This window comes from Mesorhizobium sp. WSM4846 (assembly GCF_055811415.1).
This window is the reverse complement of record NZ_JBVVPZ010000028.1, coordinates 37,183-62,626: the sequence shown is the minus strand read 5'-3', so window position 1 is coordinate 62,626 and position 25,444 is coordinate 37,183. Positions and strand designations below refer to the sequence as shown.

Sequence of the window (25,444 nt, the reverse complement as noted above, 5' to 3'; positions counted from 1 at the left end):
GGTCCCGCGCCTTTTTGTCAGACCAAAGCCTGTCAGTCCTTCTCGAAGATACGGGTCTTGGCGACCACGCCGGCGATGGCGCCGCCGATCAGCGGTGCGACGATGAACAGCCAGAGCTGGCCGATCGCCGCACCTCCCGAAAACAGCGCCGGGCCGATCGAGCGGGCCGGATTGAGCGATGTGCCGGTCACCGGAATGATGGCGAAGTGCAGTCCTGCCAGCGTCAGGCCGATGACGAGGCCGGCAAAGGCCGTCGCGTGGCTGCCGCTGGTGACGCCGAGGATGACCGTGACAAAGGTGAAGGTTCCGATCAGTTCCCACAGGAACGCCGAGCTGAGACCCCACTTCGTCGCATCCCAGCCATTGGCGCCGAAGCCGCCGGTATGGCCGCCGACCTGCCCGGAGACGATGATCCACAGCGCCAGCGACGCAATGATGGCGCCGATGACCTGCGCGATCCAGTAGGGGATGACGTTCTTGGCCTCCATTCGGCCGGCGAGGAACACGCCGAGCGTCACCGCCGGGTTGAGATGTGCACCCGAGATCGGGCCGATCGCATAAGCCGCCGCGATCAGGCCGATGCCGAATGCCAGACCGATGCCTTCCTGGCCGAGCGGCAGCGCGCCGCCGAAGCCGCCCGTCACCACCGAAGCCGTGCCGATGAACACCAGTAGAAATGTGCCTAGAACTTCCGCCAGGTAAGTCTTCATTGCCCTCTCCACGTAATTTCCCGCCGATCCGCTTGCAGTTCTTGGCGAATCACGCAGCGGAAGACTATCGCAACTTCAAAAGTTTAAAAGCATAGCAATGCGAGGGTCGCTGATATCAAGAGAGCTGCCTTTGATCTGGCGTTCTCACGGGGAGAGGGTCAGGGTGAGGGGCAGCGCAAACCTGAAGCGAGCGCCCTCTGCCTCCAGGACTCTCCCCGCTTGTGTGCGCCGGTCGCGCGCTTTAGAGCAAGACCCCGGAATTGATTTGCTGAGTAACGGAATAACAAGATGCGACTGGGCGGACGGCTGGCAGCAGCCATCGAAGTGCTGGAGGATATCGGCCGGCGGCACCGGCCGGTCGCCGATGCGCTGAAGGATTGGGGCCTGTCGCACCGCTTCGCCGGCGGCGGCGATCGCGCCGCGATCGGCAACATCGTCTACGACGCGCTGCGGCGAAAGCGCTCGGCCGGCTGGCTGTTGGGCGAAGATACGCCGCGCGCCATCGGTTTTGGCGCGCTGCTGCTCGAATGGAACCAGACGGCGCAGTCGTTGAACGAAGCGCTCGACGGTGACAAGTTTGCGCCGCCGCTGTTGAACGACGATGAACTGAAGGCCATCGCTGACCGCAGGCTCGACGATGCGCCGCCGGCGGTGCGCGCCGATATTCCGGATTGGTGCGAACCGCTTTTCGAGCAGGCCTTCGGCGCCTGCTGGGTCGATGAAGGTGCGGCGCTGGCGACCCGCCCGCCGCTCGACCTCAGGGTCAACACGCTGAAGGCCGATCGCAACAAGGTGCTCGCCGAACTGGCCGAGACCAGCGCCAAGGCTGCACGAATTGCGCCGCACGGCATCCGCATCCCGCCGATCGCGGGCGACGGCAGGCACCCGAACGTGCAGGCCGAACCGGCCTTCCAGAAAGGCTGGTTCGAGGTTCAGGACGAAGGCTCGCAGATCGCCGCCACGCTGGCTGGCGCCGAGGCCGGGATGCAGGTTCTCGACTTTTGCGCCGGAGCCGGCGGCAAGACGCTGGCCCTGTCGGCGGCGATGGACAATCGCGGCCAGGTGTTTGCCCATGATTCCGAAAAAGCGCGGCTGGCGCCGATCTTCGACCGCATCCGCCGCTCGGAAAACCGCAACGTCCAAATCGTCACCAAGCCGACGGAACTCACCCCCCTCGCGGGCCACATCGACATCGTCGTGGTCGACGCGCCCTGCACCGGCAGCGGCACCTGGCGGCGCCGGCCCGATGCCAAATGGCGGCTGACGCAGAAGCAGCTCGATGCGCGCAAGGGCGAGCAATCGGCGATCCTCGATGTCGCCAAAACCTTCGTCAAACCGGGCGGGCTGCTAGTCTACATCACCTGCTCGGTGTTCGATGAGGAGAATGGCGAGCAGGTAGCTGCCTTCAGGGATCGTAACAGCGGCTTTGTCCCGGTCGATCACCGCCAGCTTTGGGACAGCCGCTTTCCGGGCCACGAGGCGGCCCCCCGTATCGGCGCAGCAGGCGGCATTTCGCTGTCGCCGGCGCTGAGCGGTACCGATGGGTTTTATGTCTGTGCGCTGCGCAGGGGTGGCTGAACCTTGCCGGCGGGCCTGATTGCTGCAGTGCAGCAATAGCGATTGCCTGCCGCTCATGCCTCTGCAATAAGCTTTTCTGACAGGAGCGTGACAAGCTATGGCAGCAGAGATCGTACCCGCCCCCAATTATGAGGATCGCGTCAGGACGTCCTTCGCGCGCCAGAACGCCATGATGACGATCGGCGCCGAGCTGACGTTGGTGACGCCGGGCATCATCGAGATCGAGATGCCCTATTCGGCGGCGCTGACTCAGCAGCATGGCTTCCTCCATGCCGGCGTCATTTCGACGGCGCTGGACTCGGCCTGCGGCTATGCCGCGTTCTCGCTGATGCCGGAAAGCTCCAGTGTGCTGACCATCGAGTTCAAGGTCAATCTGCTGGCGCCGGGCCGGGGCGAGCGTTTTCTGTTCCGCGGCTCGGTGACCAAGCCCGGCCGCACCATCATCGTTGCCGACGGCCAGGCCTATGCCTTCGCCGTCGACGGCGAGGCCAAGCTGATCGCCACCATGACTGGAACGATGATGACGGTGGTCGGTCGCGATGGCATCGAAGGCTGATCCGATGCGCAAGGCCGTCAGAATTGCCGGCAGGGACGTCCTCTTCGTGATGGCGGCGCAGGCCGAATACGGGCCGCATCTGCAGCGGCTGTTCACGCCTGTCATGACAGGGGTGGGGCCGGTCGAAGCGGGTGTCAGGCTGGGCGCGGAACTGTCATGGCTCAAATCTGAAAAGGCGCTGCCGGATCTCGTCGTCTCGCTCGGTTCGGCCGGCAGCCGGACACTGGAACAAACGGAAATCTACCAGGCCGTTTCGGTCGCCTACCGCGACATCGACGCCTCGCCATTGGGCTTCGAGAAGGGCGCGACGCCGTTTCTCGACCTGCCCGTGACGGTGCCGCTGCCGTTTAGGATTCCAGGCATAGGCGAGGCGACGCTGTCGACCGGCGCGGCGATCATTTCCGGCAGCGCCTATGATGCGATTGCCGAGGACATGGTCGATATGGAGACCTTCGCCTGCCTGCGAGCCTGCCAACTGTTCGGCGTGCCGCTCGTCGGCCTGCGCGGCATTTCCGACGGGGCTGCCGATCTCAGGCATGTCGGGGACTGGAAGGAGTATCTCCATGTCATCGACGAGAAGCTGGCGGATGCGGTGACGCGGCTGGAACAGGCGATCGGCTCCGATGCGCTGCAGTTTGGACCATCGCATGACGCGGAAACGGAGTGAGGGAGACGCCTTCGCAACCCATTGCGCCGACTCGTTTCTTTCTCTAAACGCTCGCCATGAAGATAGCCAATCGTCCCGACACCGTCCTGCCCGACACCGTCCTGCCCGACACCGTCCTGATTGTCGATTTCGGCAGCCAGTTCACGCAGCTCATCGCCAGGCGCATCCGCGAGGCCGGCGTCTTTTCCGAGATCGTGCCGTTCCAGTCGGCCGAAGCGGCGTTCAGGCGCATCAATCCGAAGGCAGTGATCCTCTCCGGCGGCCCGGCCTCAACCGGCGACATCGGCAGCCCGCGCGCGCCGCAGATTGTCTTCGACGCAGGCGTGCCGGTGCTCGGCATCTGCTACGGCCAGATGGCCATGTGCGTGCAGATGGGCGGCGTCGCCGAAAGCTCCGACCATCGCGAATTCGGCCGTGCCTTCGTCGAGATCCAGAAGGACAGCCCGCTGTTCGAGGGCCTGTGGGCGCCCGGCCAGCGCCATCAGGTGTGGATGAGCCATGGCGACCGCGTCATCTCGCTGCCCAAGGGATTCGAGGTGTTCGGCAAATCGGAAGGCTCGCCCTTCGCCATCTTCGGCAATGTCGAGCGCAAGATGTACGGCATCATGTTCCACCCCGAAGTGGTGCACACGCCGGACGGCGCCCGGCTGCTGCAAAACTTCGTCCACAAGATCGCCGGCATCGAAGGCGACTGGACGATGCGCGCCTATCGCGAGCACGCGGTCGAGACGATCCGCAAGCAGGTCGGCAAGGGCAAGGTCATCTGCGCGCTTTCGGGCGGCGTCGATTCCTCGGTCGCAGCACTGCTGATCCACGAGGCGGTCGGCGACCAGCTCACCTGCATCCTTGTCGACCACGGGCTGATGCGCAAGGACGAGGCATCAGGCGTGGTGGAGATGTTTCGCCAGCACTACAATCTGCCGCTCATCCTGGTCGACGCCTCGGACCGCTTTATCGGCGCGCTCGAGGGCGAGTCGGATCCGGAAAAGAAGCGCAAGACCATTGGCCGGCTGTTCATCGAGGTGTTCGAGGAAGAGGCCGAGAAACTCGGCGGCGCCGATTTCCTGGCGCAAGGCACGCTCTATCCCGACGTCATCGAAAGCGTCTCCTTCACCGGCGGCCCGTCGGTGACGATCAAGTCGCACCACAATGTCGGCGGCCTGCCCGAGCGCATGAACATGCAACTGGTCGAGCCGCTGCGCGAACTGTTCAAGGACGAGGTCAGGGTGCTCGGCAAGGAGCTCGGCCTGCCCGACAGCTTCGTCGGCCGGCACCCATTTCCCGGACCCGGTCTTGCCATCCGCTGCCCGGGCGGCATCACCCGCGAAAAGCTGGAGATCCTGCGCGAGGCCGATGCCATCTATCTCGACGAGATCCGCAAGGCCGGCCTCTATGACGCCATCTGGCAGGCCTTCGCCGTGCTGCTGCCGGTGCAGACCGTCGGCGTCATGGGCGACGGCCGCACCTATGAATTCGTCTGCGCGCTGCGCGCCGTCACCTCGGTCGACGGCATGACGGCGGATTTCTACCACTACGACATGGCGTTCCTGGGCGCCGCCGCCACCCGCATCATCAACGAGGTGCGCGGCATCAACCGCGTCGTCTACGACGTGACGAGCAAGCCGCCGGGCACAATCGAGTGGGAATAAAGGTGCACCATTAGCGAGCTTTCGGTAACTATCGATCAGAGTTGTATAAACCTCTGAAATAACTTTGTTTTCCTTACTCCATCTATCGCCATCTATCGCCTCGAAGCGGAATCATTTGGCGGTAAATTTGACGGCATGCGTTTCTGCGTTCTCTTTCATGCCATGCGATACCGTCGTCCCGCCGATTGCAAGCGCACTCACTTCTTGTCCATCAAGGCATTGAAATACAAGGATTCTTCCTAACAGTTGACGGTAAAATCAATGACGGTAAAATTGGCGTCCGAGAAACCCAAGTTGTGATCCGATCCTCTGTCATTATGCTAACAGATATTGCCCTTAAGCGGCTGAAACCAAGAGACAAAATGTACAAAGTTGCCGACCGTGACGGTATGTACGCGGCGGTGTCTCCGACTGGGCAGATTGCGTTTCGGTATGACTACCGGACGAATGGTCGGAGAGAGACTGTGACGCTGGGCCGATATGGGGAGGGAGGCCTCACGCTGGCAGAGGCGCGCGACCGCTGCCTTGCCGCGCGAAAAATGGTGGCAGCCGGAAAGTCGCCGGCGCATGAAAAGCAGCGCGCAAAGCGTCGCCTGTCAGCCACGGCGAGTTTCGGGGATGAAGGCAAGCGCTGGTTCAAGGAAGCGAAGATGGCGGATAGCACCCGCTCGATGCGCAAGGCCATTTTCGATCGCGACATTTTGCCGATTTGGGAGAAAAGACAACTAACCGAGATAACATCTGACGACTTGCGGGCGCTCTGCGCAAAGGTGAAGGACCGTGGTGCGCCGGCAACCGCTGTTCATATCCGCGATATCGTGAAGCAGATATATAGCTTTGCCATTCTGCACGGGGAGAAGATCGCCAACCCCGCGGACGAGGTGGGACCGGCCTCAATTGCCACGTTCGAGGCGAAAGACCGTGCTCTGTCGCCTGCAGAAATCCGGATTATGCTGAAAGAGTTGGAAAGCGTGCCGACGCTGCCGACCATTCGGCTCGGCCTAAAGTTCATCCTGCTCACGATGGTCCGGAAGAGTGAACTACTCGAGGCGACTTGGGACGAGGTCGATTTCCAGAACGCCGTCTGGAGCATCCCAAAAGAGCGAATGAAACGGAAGAAGCCGCATAACGTCTACCTGTCACGCCAGTCCCTCGACATCATGATCGCGCTCAAGACTTGCGCGGCGAACTCCCGATATGTGCTGCCGTCCCGTTACGATGCCGATGAGCCCATGTCGCGCGCGACCTTCAATCGGGTAACCACTTCGATTGTCGAGCGGGCAAAGAAGCAAGACTTTCCGCTCGCGCATTTTACGGTGCACGACCTTCGGCGCACCGGTTCAACACTCCTGAACGAGATCGGATTTAATCGCGACTGGATTGAGAAATGCCTTGCCCACGACGACAGCCGGTCCTCTCGAGGTGTCTACAACAGAGCTGAATATGAGCTGCAGCGTCGTCATATGCTGCAGGAATGGGCGGACATGATTGATGCGTGGGCGGCAGGCAAAAAGCACACCCCCACACTTCAGCCGCCTGCGGAGGCAGCGATTATCCTTGATCCGACTTGACGGGTCGCGTCTTTCGGAGTCTTACGTCAGGAGCAGGGCTGGTCTCGATTTTTCCGGCAGATGACGCATTCCGCCGCTCCTCGATCCAAGCTTCGACTTCTGCCAAGTCCCAGACAACGCAGCGGGGAGTGAGATTGAAGCGTCGTGGAAACTCACCACGTTGTTCCATCTCATAAACAGTCGTATCCGACAGCGGAACGATTTCTCGCAGCTGCGACCGGCGAACAGTTCGCACTACTCGACACGACCCGATGTGTGGCAGAACCGGAAGTGGGTCCGGCTGCCCGATTTCGATGCCCTTGAATTTATCGACCTCGGAAAACTGCTGCCGTTTGACCATTTGCATGACCGGGATGGGTTGCCTTGCTGGCCAACAATCGCGCAACTTTTCGAGGTTTCGTACAGCCCTCAATTGCGACCACGTATCCTCGCCTACTGACGTGAAGACTCAAGGGCATTCCACTGCGGATTATGTCAGGACCGCACCACCAATGGGTTTCCATCGAGCAGGCGCTGCATAAGATCCGACAGGCGATCCTCGCTGCCGGCTTGTCGAGGCCCGAATATCTCAAGCTGCGCTCTTACAATGACCTTGCGCGAATTGACGCGTTAATCGGCCGGCGCGGATAGATCGCAGCGGAGGGGAAGCGCCGCGAGATCACGCTCACAGCCGCGATAACGCGAAGCGCCGCCGGCTTCGCAGTTATGCCGTCGCCGATCTCACCGATAATGAGAGATGCCGACATGGACAGCGAGACTTGGTCTTTGGTTCAACGGCAGCAGGCTCGGCGGTCGCAACGGCTACCTTGTCAAATGCTGGGATGAGAAACGTTGCATCGCCAACATCTTCATCGAAGATGTGCGCGCATATTTCGAATTCCTGCGTGCCAGGCGTGGCTGATCGCGGAGGACGACAGAACAGCCGATGCCGACCGACAAAAGGTGAAAGACAGTGAAGGCGAGCATAGTTCCTGCTCCGCTTGGTTGTTTGCGGAACCGGACCGAGTGTTGGAAAATGAAAGTTGGGGACAGTGCTCTCCGGCAGTTGATTGCAGACGCATCACAATGCGTATTACGCCAACTCAACCGCGCGGGGATAACCAATGGCAAAGAAACTTAATGAGGTTACGAGCAAGAAAATAGCTTCTACGGCATCCAAGTTGCTTCGTTCTAAGAGCTCCTCAAAGGCAGTCAAATCGGTCGCGGGATCCGCTCTTACGCAAAGGGTGAAAAAGAAGAAATAGCGCCGGTTTGACAAACATGAAGCAGTTCTTTGGCCTCATTCAGAAGCGCGCCAACTGTCCGACGCCCGGCGCCTGAAGGCGCTGAAGGACGAGAACGCGCGGCTCAAGAAGCTGCTGGCGAAGCAGATGCTCGACAATGCGATCCTGAAGGATGCCGCCGCGAAAATGTATGGTCCGGCCCGTCCGGGCAAGGTGTCGCGAGATCGCGAATGACCTATGAAAGGGCCGTTACGTTGGGCAGCGCATTGCGCCGATCATCATCTTCCCCGCCAGCATACAACACCACCTGGGGAGCGGGCGTTGTGGAAGCTCAAGGGCGTCAATCCAAAGGGCATTCGACCCGAGATCGACGCGAAGATCTCTGATTTGATCGGGATGCTTGAAACATTCGCGTCAACCCCGCCAGCGGGAGACGAGCGCACCCTTCTTCAGATTCTTGCATTTGCGATCAGGAATGACATCGCCAGCGACTATGGGCCGACACTCTCTCGATCTCGTTCGTCACGCGTTCGCCGTTCTTCTGCGCGTCACGATTGGCGTTTCGACAGAGAAGATGGCGTCGATTGAGCTTGCGAACCCATCTCTGCTACGTGCCCTGCGCCGCGAATTATTCTGAGCGAGATGGCCTGCAAAGACTATAATCCGACCTTCGAGAAATACTAAATCGGCAGCGATGGCTTCCTATTTCCCCGCGAGCGCTACACTCGTCACTTCAAGAACGACTTGGAAGGCGTGCAAGCGGGAAGGCATGCGGCCCGGCGACGGGCTGGTACAATGGCGATGAATTAATTCCTATGCGAGCAAGCTCGAGCGCTGGCGCTTCGATCAAAGTTGCAACACTGCTGATCCAGACCCGCCAATTCCTTCATGAGCGCGCGCAATTCGGCTGGAGGCGCCTTCCTCCACGCACGGGCGCCCGCCGAGGCTCAATCCTCAGCAATCGGCTCATCCCCTTGCCCCACGATGCCAATCCGTTCGATCAGTTGCCGGATGTCGAGAACTGGAACTGCGTCGAGATCTCGGCCGATTGGCTTCTATCTCCGAGGCAACACGCGGACCACCGCGGTCGGGGACAGTCGGTCCCGCGCCCCGTCCTGCGGCCGGCGCTGTGCTGACGCTCCTACGGCTGTCCTGTTCACCGCCCGCGGCGGGGGCGAATTCCTTCGTCCCACGCGCGACAATCATCCGCTGGTGCGGACGCGCGCAGGACTGCGGCATATACTCCGTTCTTTCCTTAAGCGCCGCCCAGCCGCCGGCGCCGACATCTTTCATAGGATGCGCGCTACTTCAAACCCTCGTTGAGAAGGTTGGTCAGGCGGGCAGTCGCAAGCGGCAATTGAAGCTTCGCGGCATCGCGCGCCATGGCGGATGGTTGTTGCTCCACCGACCATCGACGCGGTCTGATTCTCATACGCACAGCTAGCCTCCCTGAGATTGCGCCTCAGATACAACGCCATGAACGACTCGAGCAGTCCCCACACCTGCAACAGGCATCTCGATACCCCACGGGTACTTCGGATTTTGCGCGCGTTCGAATTGGTAGACGACCAGGTTAGGCAGATTTCGTTTGTCATAACGGCGAGCTAGGTTGAAGACGGCGCTGTTTTGCGCAGCCAGGACCAGATGGATCCTCTCGACTCCCGCCGCATCGAGTTGCTTCAAAACCCCGAGAAACTGATCGGCAAGTGCCGATTGCTTGACTTGGGACCAATGTGATGACTGCGGGTCGGGCAGCATCATGCGGACAATCGGATGCGCGAAGGTGGTGGCTAAATCTTCCGATTTCACAGTGTATGAAACCGAGACAGCCAGCACCACCTCTCGGGCGCCCCCAGCTTCATCACTCCCTGTAACTTCGAAACGTAAACCATCGTCCGGTCCATCGAGCAACCGCCACCGACTTGCGCCTCGATCCCAGTCCATGACGACGACATCTCCCTCATCATCCAGAAGCACACCGGTCAAAAAGGTAAACGGCACGGCTGTCAGTCCACCATAGACAGTCGTCAGGTCGCTTCTGTCGTTTCCCTTTTGGAGTTGATGGAACAAAGTCTTCATCCCGGCAACGGGCTGGAGCAGGTCTCCGGGGTCTACGATGACACCGTCTTTGTGCTGGCGCAGATCCATAACCAGATCCACGCGAGCACCAACAATGCTGTCGGGAACGGCGGCCTTCAATGGCGAACCATCGTCGTCGCGCAAACCTCTGCCCTCAATGACGAACACCTTCTTCCGTGAGAGTCTCTTTTGCTCATTGGCGTAGCGCGTCCACGCCCAGACCGCTGAGCCGATCATCAGCAGAGCGCAAACCACAGTGACGGCCCAGAGAATGCCGTTGGAGACAGCGCCGCCCGTTCCTATCTCGACGGAGCCGGCGGTGCCCCAGATGGGGCCTGAATATTTGAATACCCAGTTCGCACCATGAACTGCAATCACCACCGCGACAGCACCGCGGAAAATCCAACTCTCCGAGTTGCGCGCTCGAAAGAACCATCCGGCGGCCGATTGGATCACAAAATCAACTGTATCCCAGCGCATTCTGCGGTTTCCTTAGTTGGTCGTCAGTTCGACAGGTTCGGGCTCCCGACCGCGCCTATGAAGGCTTGCGGACACAATGAAGCGCCGGAAAAATCCCAGTTTCACGATCAGGAGCACGGCGAACTCGATACCCCTTTCTCCGTCAACCAGATCCTGCATCGAACGAAGATCCGTGACGCTCGGCTGCGCTGAAAAACTTGGATGCGAGTGCCATTCGCCGAGATAGTTGAACGTCTGATAGTTGTGACCTGTCCGATCGAAGAAGTTCTCCAAAGCCTGCCGGTGATGGTCGGAGTCGCGAACGAAGTGAGCTCGTTCTCCCGAAATCTCGTCCAGAGAAAAATCGATGACCGCAAAATGACCGCGCGCGACTTCCTGCCCCATGAGGATGCCGCCAATCTCACGCGATCCTGCTCGTCGAAGAGCCGGCTTCATACAATCGCGCACCTCATGGGAGACTCCCACCCGGATCATGCCGCGGCTTCCGGGAAGAGAAAGGCGAGAAGCTCCTTCAGGTCTTCCTTGGACGTACCATCTTGGGCTTCGCCCCACTTTCCTTCCGGCAGAAGGTCGATCGGCCAAGTATCGAAGGCTGCGCGGAAGATCCATTCCGCAGCCAATCCGATCGCATAGGCCGAGGACGGAAAGATGCTTCGCTCGCGCGTCAGGACATCCAACGCCAATCGCGAAGCATGGCCGGCGATGACACTGACATCGGCGTCGTCGGCCACGAGCGGGGAGCCTTCCTCCTGATGCGCTCCATATTCCACTTGAGCTGCAGGCGCCCATCGCACACCATGGCCATCGCACCAGGCGCGTATCTGGCCTCGAGCAATCGTCGGGATCGGATCGAGCTCTGGCCTCGCCCTCGCGACGATACCTCCGATCCCTCCGGCAAAGACCTCGCACCAAATCATCGGTTTGCGGTGCCGGCGCGCGACCGCCGCCATCAGGTTGAACGCTCGCGGATCGGCGGTCGCATCGATCAGCAGGTCGGCCTGCGCCAATTCCTCCATGACGGAGTCGGTCGTGCCGGCACTCTCCTGCTGACCTATCGCCACGCGCCGCACGGAAATCTCGGCATTAGCGACGATGTCCTTGAGGCGAGCGGTCAAGGAGTCGACCTTATGTTGGCCAATCGCTCTTGCGTCGAGGTCATTCCTGACGAGATTTGCCGAGAAGAAGATATCGTCATCGACGAGCGTGAATTTTCGGACGCCGGATCTGGCAAGTGTGGTAGCGATCTTCGATCCAACCGAGCCACATCCGACGATCGCGACCCGCTTCTCTGCAAGACCGACGTGGTTCGCCGGCAAGCGGCCGGATGTACCGGGTGCGATAATCATCTTATAGCTGAAGACAGTCTGCTTGCCTTCGTGCGGATAGAGGTTCAGCGCGATCCACCGGTCTGCATCCCCGAGCAGCAGGAAACCGTCAAAGGGGCTTTCCAGTAGCTCCGCAAGTTCGGGAAACTCAGCAGGTAACAGCTCGGCGAAACGTCCTGGGTTTGTCCCAAAGCCGTCGGTCTCCCGCGTTGTCCGAAAGGCGAACCCCTTTGCGGTTGAGGAGCGCGAAGGCTCTGGACCGCTGTTCGACCATATCGAGCCTTCGTCCCCGACACTGACGAGAGATGCAACCCACGTCGGTTTCTCGAATCGGTCCCAGGCGATGATGGGTACAGCAGTATCGACTGGAAGTCCTTCGAGGACTTCGATGACGCCTCCGTCAAGTACGAACCTCATATGCTCGTTGCGGGCGTCCCGGCCGATCGACGCCTTATGAGCCGATGGAACAACGCCGCCCTCGTCTCCCTCCGGCCTCTCACCCGACAGGAGAAAGTATGCGCTCTCAGCCATCATCGCCCCGGTGATCGACGGATCCCAATTGTCCGGCCGGAACTCGAGGCAGAGCTCTCCTCCGGCCCCGTACTGGTGCCAGGTAAGCCGCTTACCGTCCCGTGATAACACCATGGGCGGCGTATCCGGGAAGGTCGACGGATACGCCATGTAGAGGCTGAACGTCTCACCGTTGTGCTGGATGTCGAAATCCACGATCAGCTGAAGGTCGTCGCCGACCCTCCAGCCGACAGCCGACAGCCAGCCGGCGCGCTCCAGCAACTGTGCGAGCGCGACCTGCTCGGACCTCGCACGGGAAGCGTTGTTCAGCCACCAGCTCATGCAAATCCTTTCGGCGTCGTCGGCACCCGAGGCGCGTTTCCGAAGGTCGGGATGGCCACTGTGGGGGCAACGGACGGCGTGCGCAGCAGTCCTCCACCGTTTCCGTTAATCTTTGTCACGGCTCGGTCGGTCAACGCCGTGCCCATCCGGGCAGAGACCGCGTCGTTCATGCGCTGCAAGGTTGTGGCGTGGGCGGCGCGTCCAAAATCCTGCCGGGCCTGTTCGAGCCACCGGAAGAAGGCCTTCGCCCTGCGCGGGTCCTTCTCCCATCTGTCAGCGAAGTTCTCGAACGGGTCGGTGGGATTCGCAATGATGTATTTGGTACCATCGTGACTGATGTAGCGGTCCATGCCCTCCAGGATCGAAAAGAGGGCGCCGGAGATCGCGTCCTGTTCTCCGTATGCGTGGCCTGCCAGCGTGGTGATTATGACAGAGATGGGCTTCAGATCGGGTTCGCCGATGAACATATTGTCCCGGTGCCTCTTTAAGAGCATCACCGCGGCCTGCAACGGTGTCCGCACGCGATAGTCCGGCAGCTTCTCGACGCTAGCCATGACCCCCTGACTCCTCAACGACTCCACGAGGACCTGCTTGCGCCGGGCGAGGACCGACGCCATCCGGGACTTAAACCATTCCCCATATCCCTTGGGATTGGAGCGCGGCCAGTTGACCGTCCGCACCCGATAGGTCGGCACATCACGATCCGTGATGGCGATCGCAGTGTCCGCCCACCGCGTATCGAAGTGCGCGCGTTCCAGAAGGAGCCGCTGTTCCGAGCCATTCGGCAACGAGGGAAGGATGTCGATGTGGAACTGGGCGCCATCCGCATAGGAGAGGATCCAGCAACGCCGGCCTTCGCGCACCGGCTTCGTCATCCCTTTGGCCTCGTGATAAGCCTTGATTTCGTGGCCCAAGAGCTGCTTCAGGTCGAACTGCGTCAGCTCGATTTTTGTGAGCTTCTTCAACTCACAGACAGAGTCGACGTCATATTCCTCGGCGTCGCTTATCGGTCGGATCGCTGTTCCGAGACGAAACGATCCCTGTACATAAACCGCTGGGTCGAAATTCCTTACCGTGCTCTCGGGCCGGTGAAACCAATCGCCCAGGGACTTGTAGCTCGTTTCGGCCTGTTCATACCGAGACACCGGAATGGCGAGCTCTCCCACGAGTGCCTGAAGAAATTTCTCAACCTGATCGTTTGCGCTTGTCACCTTCAATTCCCTCTGTTTCCCGATCCGTTCGATACGGGCCAAAATCGCCCAGATCATTGTTGAAGGGCGTCAATGAGAAGCATTAGTACATGGATAGCGTTAATATGTCCATACACTTTTTATTCCTATCTGCGATTGAGGTCGAGGAAGGCCCTGTGGCGCTGAAATTGAAGCGCGTTCGTCGTTCAGGCCCGCAGATTTCTTGCGCCGTATTCACCTCTGGCTTCCGGCCCTGCCTTGGTACTTGGCCGGAAGGTCGAGCCACGAGAAGTCACCGGAACCGCAGTAAAGGTCGTCACCGAGATGAGTGAAACAGACCACATCGAGTTGACTGCGCTGCGCAGCCCTGAGATCCGATTTCAGTTCTTCAGGCAGTCAACACGCTTGTGATAAGGATCATCGGGATTGCACGTGTTGGCATCGTCGACCAGGCATGTTCTTGCCATGGCAAAATCGATTCGGGTGCAGTCGGCGTTGCCGAGGGGTGGAAGGTCAGGATGGCGGTCTATTACCTCGTCGAGCTTGATGTGCCTCGCTTTCGCTTGGAGCCTCCGAACGTATCGGCTTGGGGATCAACAGCTTGACCGTCCGCGCTGATGGGTATATGAATTATACGCATCACCTTTCGATGTCAATATAGTTTTTATACCCATATCGAGGTTCTGATGGAAAACGAAAAACCCGGTGTACGGTGGGGCGTTGAACAAAGGCTGGAATTCATAGAGTTTCGGCTGTTCTGGGAAGGCGGCGTGAACCGCGCGGACATTATTAAGATGTTTGGCGTTTCGGTGCCGCAGGCATCGAAAGACCTGACGCTGTATCAGGATCAAGCGCCGGGAAATGTTGAGTATGACAAGAGCGGGAAACGCTACATACCGTCACGAAGTTTCGAGCCTAAATTCCTGACCCGCGACCCCGACGCGTACCTGTCTCGGTTGCGCTCCCTTGCGGAAGGATTGTCAAAGCCAACCGAATCCTGGCTAGGGTATTGTCCCGATTCTGATATCGCCCTTACACCGCACCGGGAGGTCGACACCGCCGTGCTGCGAGCAGTTCTCGACGCAATGCGCGATAAGAAATCGGTGGAGGTTCTGTATCAGTCTATGAGCCGCGTGCGAACCGATCCCGTTTGGCGGCGCATGTCGCCCCACGCCTTCGGCTACGACGGGTTTCGCTGGCATGCGCGGGCATACTGCCATACCGATGCTAAATTCAAAGACTTCATACTGCCGCGCATTCTGGAAGCACGAGCCTCTGGCCCGACTGGCGCGCACAGCAAAGATGATCTCAGATGGCACGAGCGCATCCATGTCGAAATCACGCCGCATCCTGCTCTCACCGAAAATCAGAAGAAGGTCGTGGCGAAGGACTACGGTATGACCGGCAATAAAGCGGTGCTGTCGGTGCGCTGTTCAATGCTGTTCTATGTGCTGAAGAGGCTCGGTTTACTTCGAGATGCCGAGAAGGAGCCTACGCGGGCGCAGCACATAGTTTTGCTGAATAAAGAGGCCGTGCAAGCAGCGCTGGATCGTGCGGAGATTGCGGATGCGAGAGTGGTAGAACAAGTGTAGGCACTGTTTTGTCCCGGCGCGATCAAAACACACGCCACCGCCCCCGGTCCTAGGTGGGCTGACGATCCATTGGCTCAGTTTTGAGTCACGGCAGCGGGTCCTCGACGTATGATCTCAACCTGCAAGTCTTGAATGCAGTTCGAGCTGATCAAAGCACGCAAGACGCCGCCCAAATGAGCCGCTAATTTAAAAATGCGGGAGAGGTGGGTGAGACCCACTGGCCATGTAAATTAGCGATCGACATTTCTCAGATCGATGACCCGGACATTGGGAAGGCTATCACCGGCAAGACACCCCGCTTCGGGGTCTTGAAACTGCAAACGGGGAACTTCTGTGAGACCTGTCTTCCCCATCCCTTGTGAAGAGATATCCTCGGACGGGTCGCGATCGATCACCACATACTCGACGGGAAGATCGTTCGGTACCATTTTTGCATTTCGCACCCTGTCGGAAGTTCCGATGTGCCTGGCATCCAACACCACGTCGGACCCTGTGCGCAGTAAGTCGCCGGCCCGGTTTCTGGCTACGCGAAATATCTGCCCGAGGTCTCCTACGGACAGACTTCTGTGGAGTTCCAGTGTGATGCTCTCCGTTGAGACTACCGGGAGTCCTTGCGATGCGGCCCAATTACTCTTCCCCGACGCTGCCGGCCCCACCGTCATCATTAGGCGTTGCCCAACTCGAGGCCAGTCCCATCCTGGTACTGAGGCGGGAAGCGAGTCGGCCAAGCGCTCCCACCATTCGGAAAGCTGAAAAAGGTGAGAATTGGCGGCGGGTTTGCCGTGCGATAGCCAATCCCGGGCCCTTTTAAAAGCTAGCGCACCGTTCCGCTCATCGTGGGACATGTGGGGCTCGAGTAATGTGAGAATTTCGTACCACTCGAATTGCCACGGACTATGATAACGAAGAACTCGATCATTTATCTGTTTGACGTAAGGGTTCTCGGGGCCGGCGTGGCGTTCAAGCTCGTCAAGATATTTTCGGATCAAACCTCGCCGAACGGCATCAACCATAGGAAGCAACGCCCGCGCTTGGGCTGCCCAAACCCGGCGATCAATCTCATCAAGGAGATTATGTGCGACAGCCGCCGCAGCGTGAGGCACCGGCAAGTCATCCCATAGGTCCACGAGGCCGTTTTCCCAGCACGGATAGGGCCAAGATCTCGATCCTGCCAGAACTTGAAGCCGCGAGATCGGCGCAAGCTGATCTTCTTCCTCCCACGCCAGGCCCATCTCAAGTAACTCTCGCGACCAAGCCGCCACTTCGATGACCGTGGCCACAGCAAGACGTTCTATGATACCTGCGCCGATGCGAATGCCGCTTGCTGCCACCCACGCGGCGGTATCGAGAGATGTAACTGTGCCAATCATCTTACGCGGGGTTACTGCGCCTCTGAGCCGTCTGGCGTCATCTTTACCAAGGCCAGTAGGAGCGAACACAACAAGGTATGGTCCAGAGGTAATGGCTTGCCTTTTTCGCTCGAGCACTAACGTGCGGAGCAATGCTCCCCATACGCTTACCTCTTCCCGGGTAACGCCGTCGACGACAAACGCGGTTCTTTCCAAGTCCGGATCTGACAGGAAGTCTGCTACCGTACCGATGGCAACGCCAGCTACGCCGCGCGCCAGCGCCAATGAATGAATAATCGAACTACCAACCTCCGCGTCGGATGCATTGAACGAAACAGCCTCTGCGGCAAGCTCGTCAGTGAGCTTTCGTGCTAGCGCATTTTGAAATCCAACCGGCAGCGGCCTGGGACACTCAACAACGGCAATGCCGGAGGTCCACAGGTCGGACATGACCCGGGAGACAAAGCCCGCTGGCCCAGGCAAGGTCCACCATTCAAATCCTTCTCTCATTTGTCTCGTGCAGCTCCGAACATAGTACGAGCTAGGGCGTTCATGCTCACCAATTTGCCTGCGTTCAATGGATCTACCGACAGTGTCAGGATACCAGCGAGAGCTCCATACTGGATGGCCACCGAGGAACCCGATGGGTCTGCTATCAAGTCAGCGATTTCGTCGGCGGGGGTACCGTCTTCGCAGTAGGTTGCCATTGTGCTATAGGCGGGCACGAGTTCGGGCTCTATGCCAAACAGGCTTGTTACGCCTGCCTTCTCCAGCGCAGAACCCGCCTCATTGATTGCCTTTTCCAGCTGCGCACCTGTCATGGCGTGCGCAAAGATTGTTTGACAAGGTTCGTTCCATCCTCCCGTTGTTTTGAGAATCTTGTCCACGGTCGTCGTCTTGAGGGCATTCAGGCCATCGAGCCGCGTCGCCAAGTATGAACGCGCCCACGGCCGCAATATCTCGACATTAACTCGGGATGGCGGTTTTGATCCGAGCGGGTACGCCTTCGCCCAAGACAGAGCGTGTTTCGCGTTGCCAATGAAGAGTGGCCTGACCAATCCCTTGGCTACGTTGGGATGACGCGCAGCATCAACGACCCATTCCGGCGTCCAGTTCGTGAGGTTGGTTATAACAAGTACTTTTGTACCCTTCCCGTGCTTTCCCTTGCGGATCTCCTGCATGAGGTCGCTGCGGTTCCATCCGCGGATTTCCACCTTGACGTCCGGCGAACCCTTGCCTCGGGCTGTCCGCGACCTTTCAAGGGCAAAACGAACATGCTCGACGTTAGAAACTGGGGCGCCGAACAGCACAGTGGCGCGGCCGTGCTCGCGAACCGGCGACATGATTTCAGCTTCCTGTCCGTCGGTCAGCGGCGAAACCTTGCCCTCGACTTCGGCTTTCCCAGTTCCCGAAATCTTCGTCCGGCTGTTTTTAGGATCAAAAGGGGCCTCCAGCGGCTTTCCCTTGAAGCTATAGATGCGGCCTAGCAGGTCCTCCTCGTCTTCGACCATGAGATCGAGTAGAACGCGGGAACGCAAAGCCCACCTTCCAGATGGCATCCATCGGAGGATTCCGAAGCCCTCCATCTCGTCGAGCAGGTACTCAATTTCCGAAGGATCGCTGCCCTTAGGAAATGCCTCTGGCCAGTAGCGCCCGGCGCGTTCAGACACTTCACTCGCAGTCATACCATCGCCATCGGCGCCTTCGACCGCGTCGATTAGTGCCCGCTCGGCCACGATGTACGTCAGTAGTTCATACCTTTGCTCGATATGCCGGATCGTCTTCTCGAAACTGCCGTAGAGCGCGGCCTTGATGCTCGGGCTCTTCATCGCGGTATCGACCATCTGAGTCGTGATCAGTCTCAGCTCGCGTTGTGTGCGGCGCTGCTGTTCCTCGACATTCGTCAGCAGTCCTTGGCAGAAGACTTGGATCAGGATTGGGTAATAGTTGGCGAAACTCAGGATGCGCCATACGTCCTCCCTGCGTGCGAATTCATAGCCCAAGGCCGCCAGGGGCACCCTTATCAATTCCTCGGCGTCGCCAGCATCGCCATAGACGAGAGGCCCTATGCGAACCGAGTCGTTTGAGATTTGCGCTAGAGGAGAGTTCTCTGAACGTGAGGTGCGGGAGACGTTGTGCAGGCCGGAAAGCACGAACTTGAAGCGGTGGTCGGTATCGGCCATCAAGGTCAGCAGCCGAAGAACATGATGGTGACGAATTCCTTCAGATGCCTGCTCGCGAACGAAATTGTCCGCCTCGTCGAGCATCAGGAGAATTCGACGCCTGTCATCGCCAGCGAGATATGCTTTGACTCCCGCTTCGAACTCGTCGGCCGTGGCTGCCTGCTTGCCGCCGAACACCTCAAGAAGAACCTCTGAACCCCTTTCCCACAATAGGTCCGACGGCGAGTCTACCAGATCGAGGTATGCGAACAGCGCATGTTCTGGAGCGTTTCGTGAAATGTGGCGCAGCAACGCTGTCTTGCCCAGCCTGCGACCACCATAGACGATGTACGAGCCGAACGGATTGACGATGCTCGCGGACTCCTTTGCTCGACCCTTGAACATTTCGGGTGGCACTTGAGCGGACCGACCGTAATCTTGGTACGGTGTTGCTGTCGTGAAGGCTTGGGCGATTTCGAACAGCATTAACGGCCGACGCTCGGGCGACGAAAGTGCTGCGAGAAGCAGCATTTCGTCGATTACGACCACTTTCCGTTTCCGTTTTAGGCATTCGAGTTTTATCTGGTATCGTCGCTCGAGTGAAAGGTGCCCGAAGACCAGAACCATGGCGCCGCGAGGCTCCGCACCTTCCGCAAGATTAAGGATTTCGACATTGCTGACCGTGTTCGGGGCAGCTGCGACCCGCCATCCCCCGTTGGTAGAGCTGCCAAAATCAGGCAACATCAAGGATGAAGCATCGAGTGGCATGCGCATTTTTGCGTCTACGACGAATACGGACCTTTTCTGATCCGTTCTTTCCTTGTTGAGGTCCACCATCTGTGCTTCGAACGCAATTTGAGACAGAAGACTGACGAGCTTCGGCCCTAAATGCGCGAGGCCGGCATTGCCTCTCAGGTTCCGCTTAAAATCAAGCCAGGCACGGATGGCGCTTCCGATTTCCTCACGGCGCTCTTCCTCGATAAGGGAAAACTGGAAGGGACCGTCATCCTTTCCGGCAGCAACAGAATGCTGCAGGGCCACTAAATCTACGCCCTTGGTGCTTTCGCAGATCTTGAGGAACCGGTCGAGTGCGAGATTTACGATGTTGCCGCCTAGCACCGGTCGCCGTTCGTCATCCGCACTGAAAACAGAAATCCAGTCCGAGAGTGTGGCAAGATCGTCCGTATCTAAGAGTCTGCGCAGATTATCCCGAGCGGCCTCGTCGATCTTGTCGCCTTGAATGAGGTCGTCGATGCTTTTGACAAACTCCCGTTTGGCCTCATCTAAGAGCTTTCGAGCTTCCCTTTCTAGGTCTTCCAACCTGTGGAAGGCGGCATTGACGTCCGAGACATGTGTGCCCTCTATTTCCTCAGGCATGAACTCGGCAGCCACAACTATTGGCTTTTCGTCTAGCGGGACGTTGCGGAGTCGCTCTTCCAGCTCAGATGATCCCTTCAGACTGCCGAGGGCCATGCGCCGAACTTTTTCGACCAAGCTGGATACCTGCTCGTGCTTAGCCTTGAGTTGGCCCTTTCGGGTGCTCTCGGCTGTCTCGATTCTCGCGCGGATGTCTTCCACGCGAGAATCGCTCCAGCCAAAGCGCTTCGCAAAGGAGAGGAGAATCTTCGCCGGTACGAAAGCGTCCTCTTCGCAACGTTTATCTATGGCGGTCTCAAGCGCTTCTGTCGGGTCTCCTACTATCCTGGGCAACGGAAGGTCAGCAATCGCTCTCATCAGCCTAGAAGCGTCGTTAGGCGACGGGGTCCATGCGTGGCTCCAAGTCATGCCTGGTAGCCACAACAGGGGAACATAAAGTGCAAGGCTAGCTTCTTTGCGGTCAAATTCGGCTACGGCTTTGCCCTTGAGGGTTTTCCCTATCTGCCCCAACACCTGCCTCGCGTAGGTGTTGGCCGCATCCAACAATGAGTCGCCTGTCGGCGCCGATGTTTCATTGCGAAAGTGTTCGATTCCCTTGATGAAGTTGTCTATGAGCCGGCGTATCAGAGCCATCTTACCACCGGCAGAACGCAGGTCCTCGACTTGCCGGGCGGCCTCCGCGTATTCCAAGCTAAGCGCTGAGATATCGGAAACTAACGCAACAAGCCGTTCGCGCGCGGCACCATCGATTACCTGCCCGTTGCCCACCTCATTGGCCGACTTAATCAAAGTCGCGACGATGTCTTCTCGCGACCTGTACAGCCCGGCGAACTTGGCAGCCGCATTGGCCCCACTACTTCCTGACAAAGCTGAATTTAGTACCCCCACCGGCCCATGCGGGGACAATAATGCATGCTTTACCTTTTGGCCCAGCACGAAGCGAAATGTCGCGGATTGCATAGCCCTGATCTGCTCAACTACTGCGCGCTTGCGTTCGTCGACATAGGAAAGGTCGGCGTGCGCAGCGCTTGCGGCTCTGACGCTTGCGACGGTGAGGGGAAACCCCAATCGCCTGTTCTCCTCCAGCGTCTCGTACAGCTGAAAAAAACCGGAGCAGCTCCCGGTAGGGCGGATTCTGTCGATAACTGCGAACGCTGCGCTGCTGTCCGCCACGTTGAAAAGTGCAGTTGGGATTACGGCAGCCGTCACGGCGACCCGCCGAGCTTCCTGTCGAGCGCCTCCATCTTCAGAAAAGTCATGACCAGTGGCGCATGCATTCAAAGAAGCTCGGAAACCTTCCGGTTCGTGGCGCGAGTGCCCCGCCATCCGAGCGCCCAGAGCGATGAGCCGGAGTTCGTCGGCCCCGTAGGGAACTCCTGACCCTTCGCCGAGGACCCGCTCGCAGGCTCTGACGAAATGATACGCGAGCCCAAATTCTTGATGTTCAAACAATGTGTCAGCTGTGCCCACCGCATCAAGCAGCAGCGGATCGACCTCCTCGTCCACGGCTATAGGTGCCTGGACAGGCGCAATGACAGGAATGGCTAGTTCCTGATCGTTTCCGGCAAATTCAGACAGAGCTTCTGGAGCGATATCCTCTTGGGGACTCACCGGAGAGACGGGAGTGGTTATTGACTGATAAGGCTCAACAATTGTGGAGAACCCAACACCTTGCCCATCCGTCGCCGGTACGCCCAAAGGATCATTCTGCGGCGTTTCCAACATTTCAGGAGAGGCGACAGGAACTGCGTCTGTAAGCGCCGCCGCTGCCGCGATGATCTCATCAAGAGCAAGGTTTGCGGCGCTCTCGGCTCGGTGGATGATCCCTGCAGCCACAGCGATGCGCTCTTTGCGCGGCAGCAGCTTTGCGCGATCATCGTCGTCCATCGCTGCCCTGGCATCCTTTTGAGCCGCCTCTGCCTTCGCGATGCGGGCCTCAATTGCCTCAATTGCAACAATGGCAGCCGTGTTTGGCGCACGCGAGATCAATTCCGCGCCCTGCGCAATCCTCTCGTCTGTGCTGTCGCCGTCTAATTCCATGTGGACGAACATGTCTCTTACAAAATCAAGGGTGGCACCCATGCGACCAACAAGTTCATGCGTATTGACGTCTTTCGGGAGGGCCGCCTCATAGCCGGCGGCATGTTCGTGTACACGGTTTATTAGGCGTGCGAGTTCCGAGGCGGCCGACAGGCGCGGGGGGGCGGCAATCGCATTTTCGGACGTTCTGATAATCTCGGCGAGGTCGGCCACCCACGCTTGCGATGCGCGTCTGAGGGGCTCGTTGTTGTCGATCGTGCTGTCGCCCAGGTCGATGGTCGCCTCTCCAGAAAGAACATCCATCGTCCGTGTTTCTTCTAAACCTGGCTTGGCAGTCGCGGCACGTTGCACGGACCCGGAGTCAAACGTCGAAGTCTCGTTCTCCTGCTGCTTCTCGACCGACAGGGGGGCATCTTGTGATCCTCGCTTGGCAACCTGGACGATCCTATCGAACTCTTTGAAGTCACATGCCATAACTGTTCGAATGTAGTCGGCAAGGGCCGGGTAGTGCGTTGCGACCTCTGCCATGGCAGGAACCTTGTCGGGAGCGGGAAGACTTGCCCAATCTAGGAGAACGACCGCGCTGACGATCTCCCATTGGCCAGCCGCCGCTAACTGCGCGAGTTGTTTTCTACCCCCACCCTCTTCCGGCGATACTCTCAGAGGACGAAGATTGGCCTTCTGCAACGCGCCTCGATACTCAGTCAGTAACTTTCTGTACTGCGAGTCCTTTCCTGTGATGACCTGAAGTTCCGAGACGAGGAGTCGAAGAAAGAATGGGTATTTTGACCCTTCAGGCAGCATCTCGAAAAGGCAATCTACGTCAGGGCGACTCTCTGGCCACCGGAAGCCCGTCAATTGTGTAACGCTCGATGACCATTTGTTGTGGAATAGCCGAACGCTCCTATTCGAGACTGAAATCCAGCGTTCGAACCATTTGGAATCGATGCCGGCCGGAAGACTGAGGATTGGGCTGCGAAGCCTCTCATGATCCTTAATCGTATCAATTAGAAAGGGTTCTGCCGGGGTGTCTGAGAGATCCATGGTTGGGAGCGCGGGAGACCCTTTTGGCGTCATCTTACTCGCGTCGAAGCCAAAAGGATTCTTCATCGACGATTCGCCAAGAAAGTGCCTGCGCAGATAAGCCGGGCCGTACGTGGTGTTTTTGGTGCTTGCCTTCGGATGGCGAGCCCTTGCTGAAGGGATGTTCGCGCACGACAGAAGCAGAAATTTCCGCAAACCTCTGCGTTTATCGGTCTCAGCAGACGGAAGCTGGACACTTCTACTGCACTTGGCATCTCGACAGTTCCCCCCCTAGCCCAAGCTTGAATCGGGCTCTATTATTAAACCGATACTAGACTGTCTAAACTCCGCGATCTCAACACATATTTTGCCTTTGCGTTCGCCGTCCAACGCAATCTTGCTGAGAACCCTTCGACAGAAGACATGGACATGACGCCGCTCGGTGGCAGATGGGATTCGACGCGACGAGCGATCGCGAAGTGTCGAACTGCGAACCTGCCCGCATCGGCATGGCAACTTCCCTATCGGATGTGAGATGTGCTCAAGCATCAGACGATATCCCGAAGGGGGAGAGATGCTCTTTGTCCAGTTGATAGATGGGTAACACTTTGAACCGGATACATGGTGTAGTGCACCCCGATTCTGAGACACGAAAGGGGTTGCGGAGATCGATCATCAGGTCTTTCAAGCGCCCCAAGGGCATCCATTTAACGGCACCGCTAGAGACAAAGATGACCCACGACGGTGCGCGACAATTGGCGAAGTCGCTTGCCCAGTGTCTCGTTGATGCAGATCCTGATCGTTACCTGCTGTCCTCCGCATCCGCGGTCCGAAAAGGCCGAATCTTCATTGACTATCTGCGTAACGGACGCGGCAACACAGCCGTGGGAGCGTTCTCGCCAAGAGCGCGGCTCGGCCTACCAATTGCTCATCCGGTGACCTGGATGCAGGTCGAGCGCGGAATTCGGCCGGACTCATTCCCGATTGGCAACCCGTTCAAACCGGTCGCAAAAAAGGCCGCATAGGCGGGCTTGGACCTCCATGTGGCTCACACACGTGGCTGTGGTCTCTGTTGTGTATTTGCCGATGTCGGGCGGGCATGTCGCGCAGGGCGCAGGTCCACTGGCGTATGGCTTCTTGCGACGTAGTGATGTGTAGCGATTGCACATGCGCCAAGCGTCGCGGAATTGGCTTGTCTCTGCAACCGGACCTCGCGGCAAGCTCCGGCCACCTCGAAATTTTCAAGGTGCGATCTCAAACGCGTCTAGCGCACCATTTTTGGTACCCCTCCGGTGAGGGCCGCCTTGTTGGCTAAGGGCGAACGTCGGAAGCCCTAGGCATAATCCTAGGAGTAGCCCTATGACGATGCCGCGGGTGGAGGTGATCACGTCGGTTGAGAGACGCCGGCGGTGGTCGCGGGAGGAGAAGGAGCGCTTGGTCACCAAGCTACTCTTCAGTCTCCGACCGGAGTTCAGTACCCACTGATGCAGCGATTCGAGGCTGCCGGAGTGCAGCGCGGCCCTGAAGCAGGCCGTGAAACGATCGCACTCGCGAATTGACGCTGCCCGGCGGTTGGCGAAGTTTGCTCATAGGGCCGTATTTGTTGAACCGATGCTGATCCAGATGTGCGAGCAGCGCATCGATTTGCCGCCCATCTAGCGCCTCGAAGGCTGTGCATAAATCGATCCCGCATGCCTTCAGGATTTCACGGGCGCGCTTCGCATTTTCATTCCGTTCATGCATCAGGGCAGTCTCCGATTATGGCGGCAGTTGCTTTGGTCAGCAGCATAATCGGTTTACCGCAGAGATTGCGAGACCGAAAAGCCAATCCGGGCGGCCTTGGCCGACGCTGCGCGCTCTCCAAGCCGTCGCCAAAGGAATGCAAAAACATCGAAACAGCTGGCTACAGGTCTGAACGCGAAATGCTCTGGGCATAATTCTGGATGATGCGATAGACCTGCATTCGTGAGCATCCCACGGCCCTTGCTATCTCGGACGCTCCCATAACCGCAGGGGCAGAG

18 protein-coding genes and 1 pseudogene are annotated in these 25,444 nt (G+C 58.7%); 9 read left to right on the top strand and 10 right to left on the bottom strand.

Annotated elements, in window-relative coordinates; all coding sequences use genetic code 11:
• Window positions 1–32: 32 nt before the first annotated feature.
• Complete coding sequence (locus tag AC0L15_RS21970; protein WP_023800370.1) at window positions 33–710, bottom strand: aquaporin; 678 nt, start codon at window positions 708–710, stop codon at window positions 33–35.
• Between the two features lie 288 nt (window positions 711–998).
• Between AC0L15_RS21970 and AC0L15_RS21965 the strand changes: the two genes are divergently transcribed.
• The 5 genes from AC0L15_RS21965 (at window position 999) to AC0L15_RS21945 (ending at window position 6,731) form a co-directional block, all read left to right on the top strand.
• The gene (locus tag AC0L15_RS21965; RefSeq protein WP_287225499.1) at window positions 999–2,288 is read left to right on the top strand and encodes an RsmB/NOP family class I SAM-dependent RNA methyltransferase; all 1,290 of its coding nucleotides are present in this window, start codon (window positions 999–1,001) and stop codon (window positions 2,286–2,288) included.
• A gap of 97 nt (window positions 2,289–2,385) precedes the next feature.
• On the top strand, window positions 2,386–2,844 hold the full coding sequence (locus tag AC0L15_RS21960) for a PaaI family thioesterase (RefSeq protein WP_023800372.1): 459 nt from the start codon (window positions 2,386–2,388) through the stop codon (window positions 2,842–2,844).
• Between the two features lie 4 nt (window positions 2,845–2,848).
• Entirely contained in the window at window positions 2,849–3,511 is a 663-nt protein-coding gene (locus AC0L15_RS21955) for a 5'-methylthioadenosine/S-adenosylhomocysteine nucleosidase (RefSeq protein ID WP_023800373.1), read from the top strand.
• 56 nt (window positions 3,512–3,567) lie between these two features.
• The gene (gene guaA, locus AC0L15_RS21950; RefSeq protein WP_023800374.1) at window positions 3,568–5,160 is read left to right on the top strand and encodes a glutamine-hydrolyzing GMP synthase; all 1,593 of its coding nucleotides are present in this window, start codon (window positions 3,568–3,570) and stop codon (window positions 5,158–5,160) included.
• A 317-nt stretch (window positions 5,161–5,477) separates the two neighbouring features.
• The gene (locus AC0L15_RS21945; RefSeq protein WP_473497050.1) at window positions 5,478–6,731 is read left to right on the top strand and encodes a tyrosine-type recombinase/integrase; all 1,254 of its coding nucleotides are present in this window, start codon (window positions 5,478–5,480) and stop codon (window positions 6,729–6,731) included.
• On the opposite strand, the gene AC0L15_RS21940 is transcribed toward AC0L15_RS21945, so the two are convergent.
• Window positions 6,712–7,071 (bottom strand): helix-turn-helix transcriptional regulator, encoded by a 360-nt coding sequence (locus AC0L15_RS21940; RefSeq protein ID WP_473497048.1) that lies wholly within the window; start codon window positions 7,069–7,071, stop codon window positions 6,712–6,714. The two genes, AC0L15_RS21945 and AC0L15_RS21940, sit on opposite strands and share 20 nt — an antisense overlap.
• 955 nt (window positions 7,072–8,026) lie before the next feature.
• Between AC0L15_RS21940 and AC0L15_RS21935 the strand changes: the two are divergent.
• Together AC0L15_RS21935 and AC0L15_RS21930 are read left to right on the top strand one after the other, a co-directional pair.
• A pseudogene (locus AC0L15_RS21935) lies at window positions 8,027–8,155 on the top strand (IS3-like element ISMamg1 family transposase); the annotation flags it as partial.
• Between the two features lie 120 nt (window positions 8,156–8,275).
• Entirely contained in the window at window positions 8,276–8,542 is a 267-nt protein-coding gene (locus AC0L15_RS21930) for a hypothetical protein (RefSeq protein WP_473497031.1), read from the top strand.
• Window positions 8,543–9,394: 852 nt separating this feature from the next.
• On the opposite strand, the gene AC0L15_RS21925 is transcribed toward AC0L15_RS21930, so the two are convergent.
• Genes AC0L15_RS21925 through AC0L15_RS21910 form a run of 4 tightly spaced genes read right to left on the bottom strand, consistent with a single transcriptional unit; the run spans window position 9,395 to window position 13,958 of the window.
• Entirely contained in the window at window positions 9,395–10,513 is a 1,119-nt protein-coding gene (locus AC0L15_RS21925; protein WP_473497029.1) for an SAVED domain-containing protein, read from the bottom strand.
• A gap of 12 nt (window positions 10,514–10,525) precedes the next feature.
• Window positions 10,526–10,987: a Mov34/MPN/PAD-1 family protein gene (locus AC0L15_RS21920; protein WP_473497027.1), complete on the bottom strand. Its 462-nt coding sequence runs from the start codon at window positions 10,985–10,987 to the stop codon at window positions 10,526–10,528.
• Window positions 10,984–12,690: a ThiF family adenylyltransferase gene (locus tag AC0L15_RS21915; protein WP_473497025.1), complete on the bottom strand. Its 1,707-nt coding sequence runs from the start codon at window positions 12,688–12,690 to the stop codon at window positions 10,984–10,986. Before AC0L15_RS21915 ends, AC0L15_RS21920 begins: the two co-directional genes overlap by 4 nt.
• Window positions 12,687–13,958 (bottom strand): nucleotidyltransferase domain-containing protein, encoded by a 1,272-nt coding sequence (locus AC0L15_RS21910; RefSeq protein WP_473497023.1) that lies wholly within the window; start codon window positions 13,956–13,958, stop codon window positions 12,687–12,689. The genes AC0L15_RS21915 and AC0L15_RS21910 overlap by 4 nt, the downstream gene beginning before the upstream one ends.
• A 608-nt stretch (window positions 13,959–14,566) precedes the next feature.
• Between AC0L15_RS21910 and AC0L15_RS21905 the strand changes: the two genes are divergently transcribed.
• Window positions 14,567–15,472: a BrxR family helix-turn-helix transcriptional regulator gene (locus AC0L15_RS21905; RefSeq protein ID WP_473497021.1), complete on the top strand. Its 906-nt coding sequence runs from the start codon at window positions 14,567–14,569 to the stop codon at window positions 15,470–15,472.
• A 230-nt stretch (window positions 15,473–15,702) separates the two neighbouring features.
• Here AC0L15_RS21905 and AC0L15_RS21900 read toward each other — a convergent pair whose 3' ends face one another.
• Together AC0L15_RS21900 and AC0L15_RS21895 are read right to left on the bottom strand one after the other, a co-directional pair.
• Window positions 15,703–17,331, bottom strand: coding sequence for a hypothetical protein (locus AC0L15_RS21900; RefSeq protein WP_473497019.1), 1,629 nt, complete (start codon window positions 17,329–17,331; stop codon window positions 15,703–15,705).
• The gene (locus AC0L15_RS21895) at window positions 17,328–23,510 is read right to left on the bottom strand and encodes an AAA family ATPase (protein ID WP_473497017.1); all 6,183 of its coding nucleotides are present in this window, start codon (window positions 23,508–23,510) and stop codon (window positions 17,328–17,330) included. The genes AC0L15_RS21900 and AC0L15_RS21895 overlap by 4 nt, the downstream gene beginning before the upstream one ends.
• Before the next feature lie 509 nt (window positions 23,511–24,019).
• Between AC0L15_RS21895 and ligD the strand changes: the two genes are divergently transcribed.
• Window positions 24,020–24,448: a non-homologous end-joining DNA ligase LigD gene (ligD, locus tag AC0L15_RS21890; RefSeq protein ID WP_473497015.1), complete on the top strand. Its 429-nt coding sequence runs from the start codon at window positions 24,020–24,022 to the stop codon at window positions 24,446–24,448.
• Between the two features lie 421 nt (window positions 24,449–24,869).
• Here ligD and AC0L15_RS21885 read toward each other — a convergent pair whose 3' ends face one another.
• Together AC0L15_RS21885 and AC0L15_RS21880 are read right to left on the bottom strand one after the other, a co-directional pair.
• On the bottom strand, window positions 24,870–25,166 hold the full coding sequence (locus AC0L15_RS21885) for a hypothetical protein (RefSeq protein WP_473497013.1): 297 nt from the start codon (window positions 25,164–25,166) through the stop codon (window positions 24,870–24,872).
• A gap of 160 nt (window positions 25,167–25,326) precedes the next feature.
• Window positions 25,327–25,428 carry a helix-turn-helix domain-containing protein gene (locus AC0L15_RS21880; protein ID WP_473497046.1) on the bottom strand — a complete coding sequence of 34 codons (102 nt, stop codon included), beginning with the start codon at window positions 25,426–25,428 and terminating at the stop codon, window positions 25,327–25,329.
• Window positions 25,429–25,444: the final 16 nt, after the last annotated feature.

Excerpts from the sequence above, each read along its gene's own strand:
- AC0L15_RS21970 (WP_023800370.1), bottom strand. The coding sequence starts at position 710 with ATGAAGACTTACCTGGCGGAAGTTCTAGGCACATTTCTACTGGTGTTC.
- AC0L15_RS21965 (WP_287225499.1), top strand. The coding sequence starts at position 999 with ATGCGACTGGGCGGACGGCTGGCAGCAGCCATCGAAGTGCTGGAGGAT.
- AC0L15_RS21960 (WP_023800372.1), top strand. The coding sequence starts at position 2,386 with ATGGCAGCAGAGATCGTACCCGCCCCCAATTATGAGGATCGCGTCAGG.
- AC0L15_RS21955 (WP_023800373.1), top strand. The coding sequence starts at position 2,849 with ATGCGCAAGGCCGTCAGAATTGCCGGCAGGGACGTCCTCTTCGTGATG.
- guaA (WP_023800374.1), top strand. The coding sequence starts at position 3,568 with ATGAAGATAGCCAATCGTCCCGACACCGTCCTGCCCGACACCGTCCTG.
- AC0L15_RS21945 (WP_473497050.1), top strand. The coding sequence starts at position 5,478 with ATGCTAACAGATATTGCCCTTAAGCGGCTGAAACCAAGAGACAAAATG.
- AC0L15_RS21940 (WP_473497048.1), bottom strand. The coding sequence starts at position 7,071 with ATGGTCAAACGGCAGCAGTTTTCCGAGGTCGATAAATTCAAGGGCATC.
- AC0L15_RS21925 (WP_473497029.1), bottom strand. The coding sequence starts at position 10,513 with ATGCGCTGGGATACAGTTGATTTTGTGATCCAATCGGCCGCCGGATGG.
- AC0L15_RS21920 (WP_473497027.1), bottom strand. The coding sequence starts at position 10,987 with ATGATCCGGGTGGGAGTCTCCCATGAGGTGCGCGATTGTATGAAGCCG.
- AC0L15_RS21915 (WP_473497025.1), bottom strand. The coding sequence starts at position 12,690 with ATGAGCTGGTGGCTGAACAACGCTTCCCGTGCGAGGTCCGAGCAGGTC.
- AC0L15_RS21910 (WP_473497023.1), bottom strand. The coding sequence starts at position 13,958 with ATGATCTGGGCGATTTTGGCCCGTATCGAACGGATCGGGAAACAGAGG.
- AC0L15_RS21905 (WP_473497021.1), top strand. The coding sequence starts at position 14,567 with ATGGAAAACGAAAAACCCGGTGTACGGTGGGGCGTTGAACAAAGGCTG.
- AC0L15_RS21900 (WP_473497019.1), bottom strand. The coding sequence starts at position 17,331 with ATGAGAGAAGGATTTGAATGGTGGACCTTGCCTGGGCCAGCGGGCTTT.
- AC0L15_RS21895 (WP_473497017.1), bottom strand. The coding sequence starts at position 23,510 with ATGAAGAATCCTTTTGGCTTCGACGCGAGTAAGATGACGCCAAAAGGG.
- ligD (WP_473497015.1), top strand. The coding sequence starts at position 24,020 with ATGGGTAACACTTTGAACCGGATACATGGTGTAGTGCACCCCGATTCT.
- AC0L15_RS21885 (WP_473497013.1), bottom strand. The coding sequence starts at position 25,166 with ATGCATGAACGGAATGAAAATGCGAAGCGCGCCCGTGAAATCCTGAAG.
- AC0L15_RS21880 (WP_473497046.1), bottom strand. The coding sequence starts at position 25,428 with ATGGGAGCGTCCGAGATAGCAAGGGCCGTGGGATGCTCACGAATGCAG.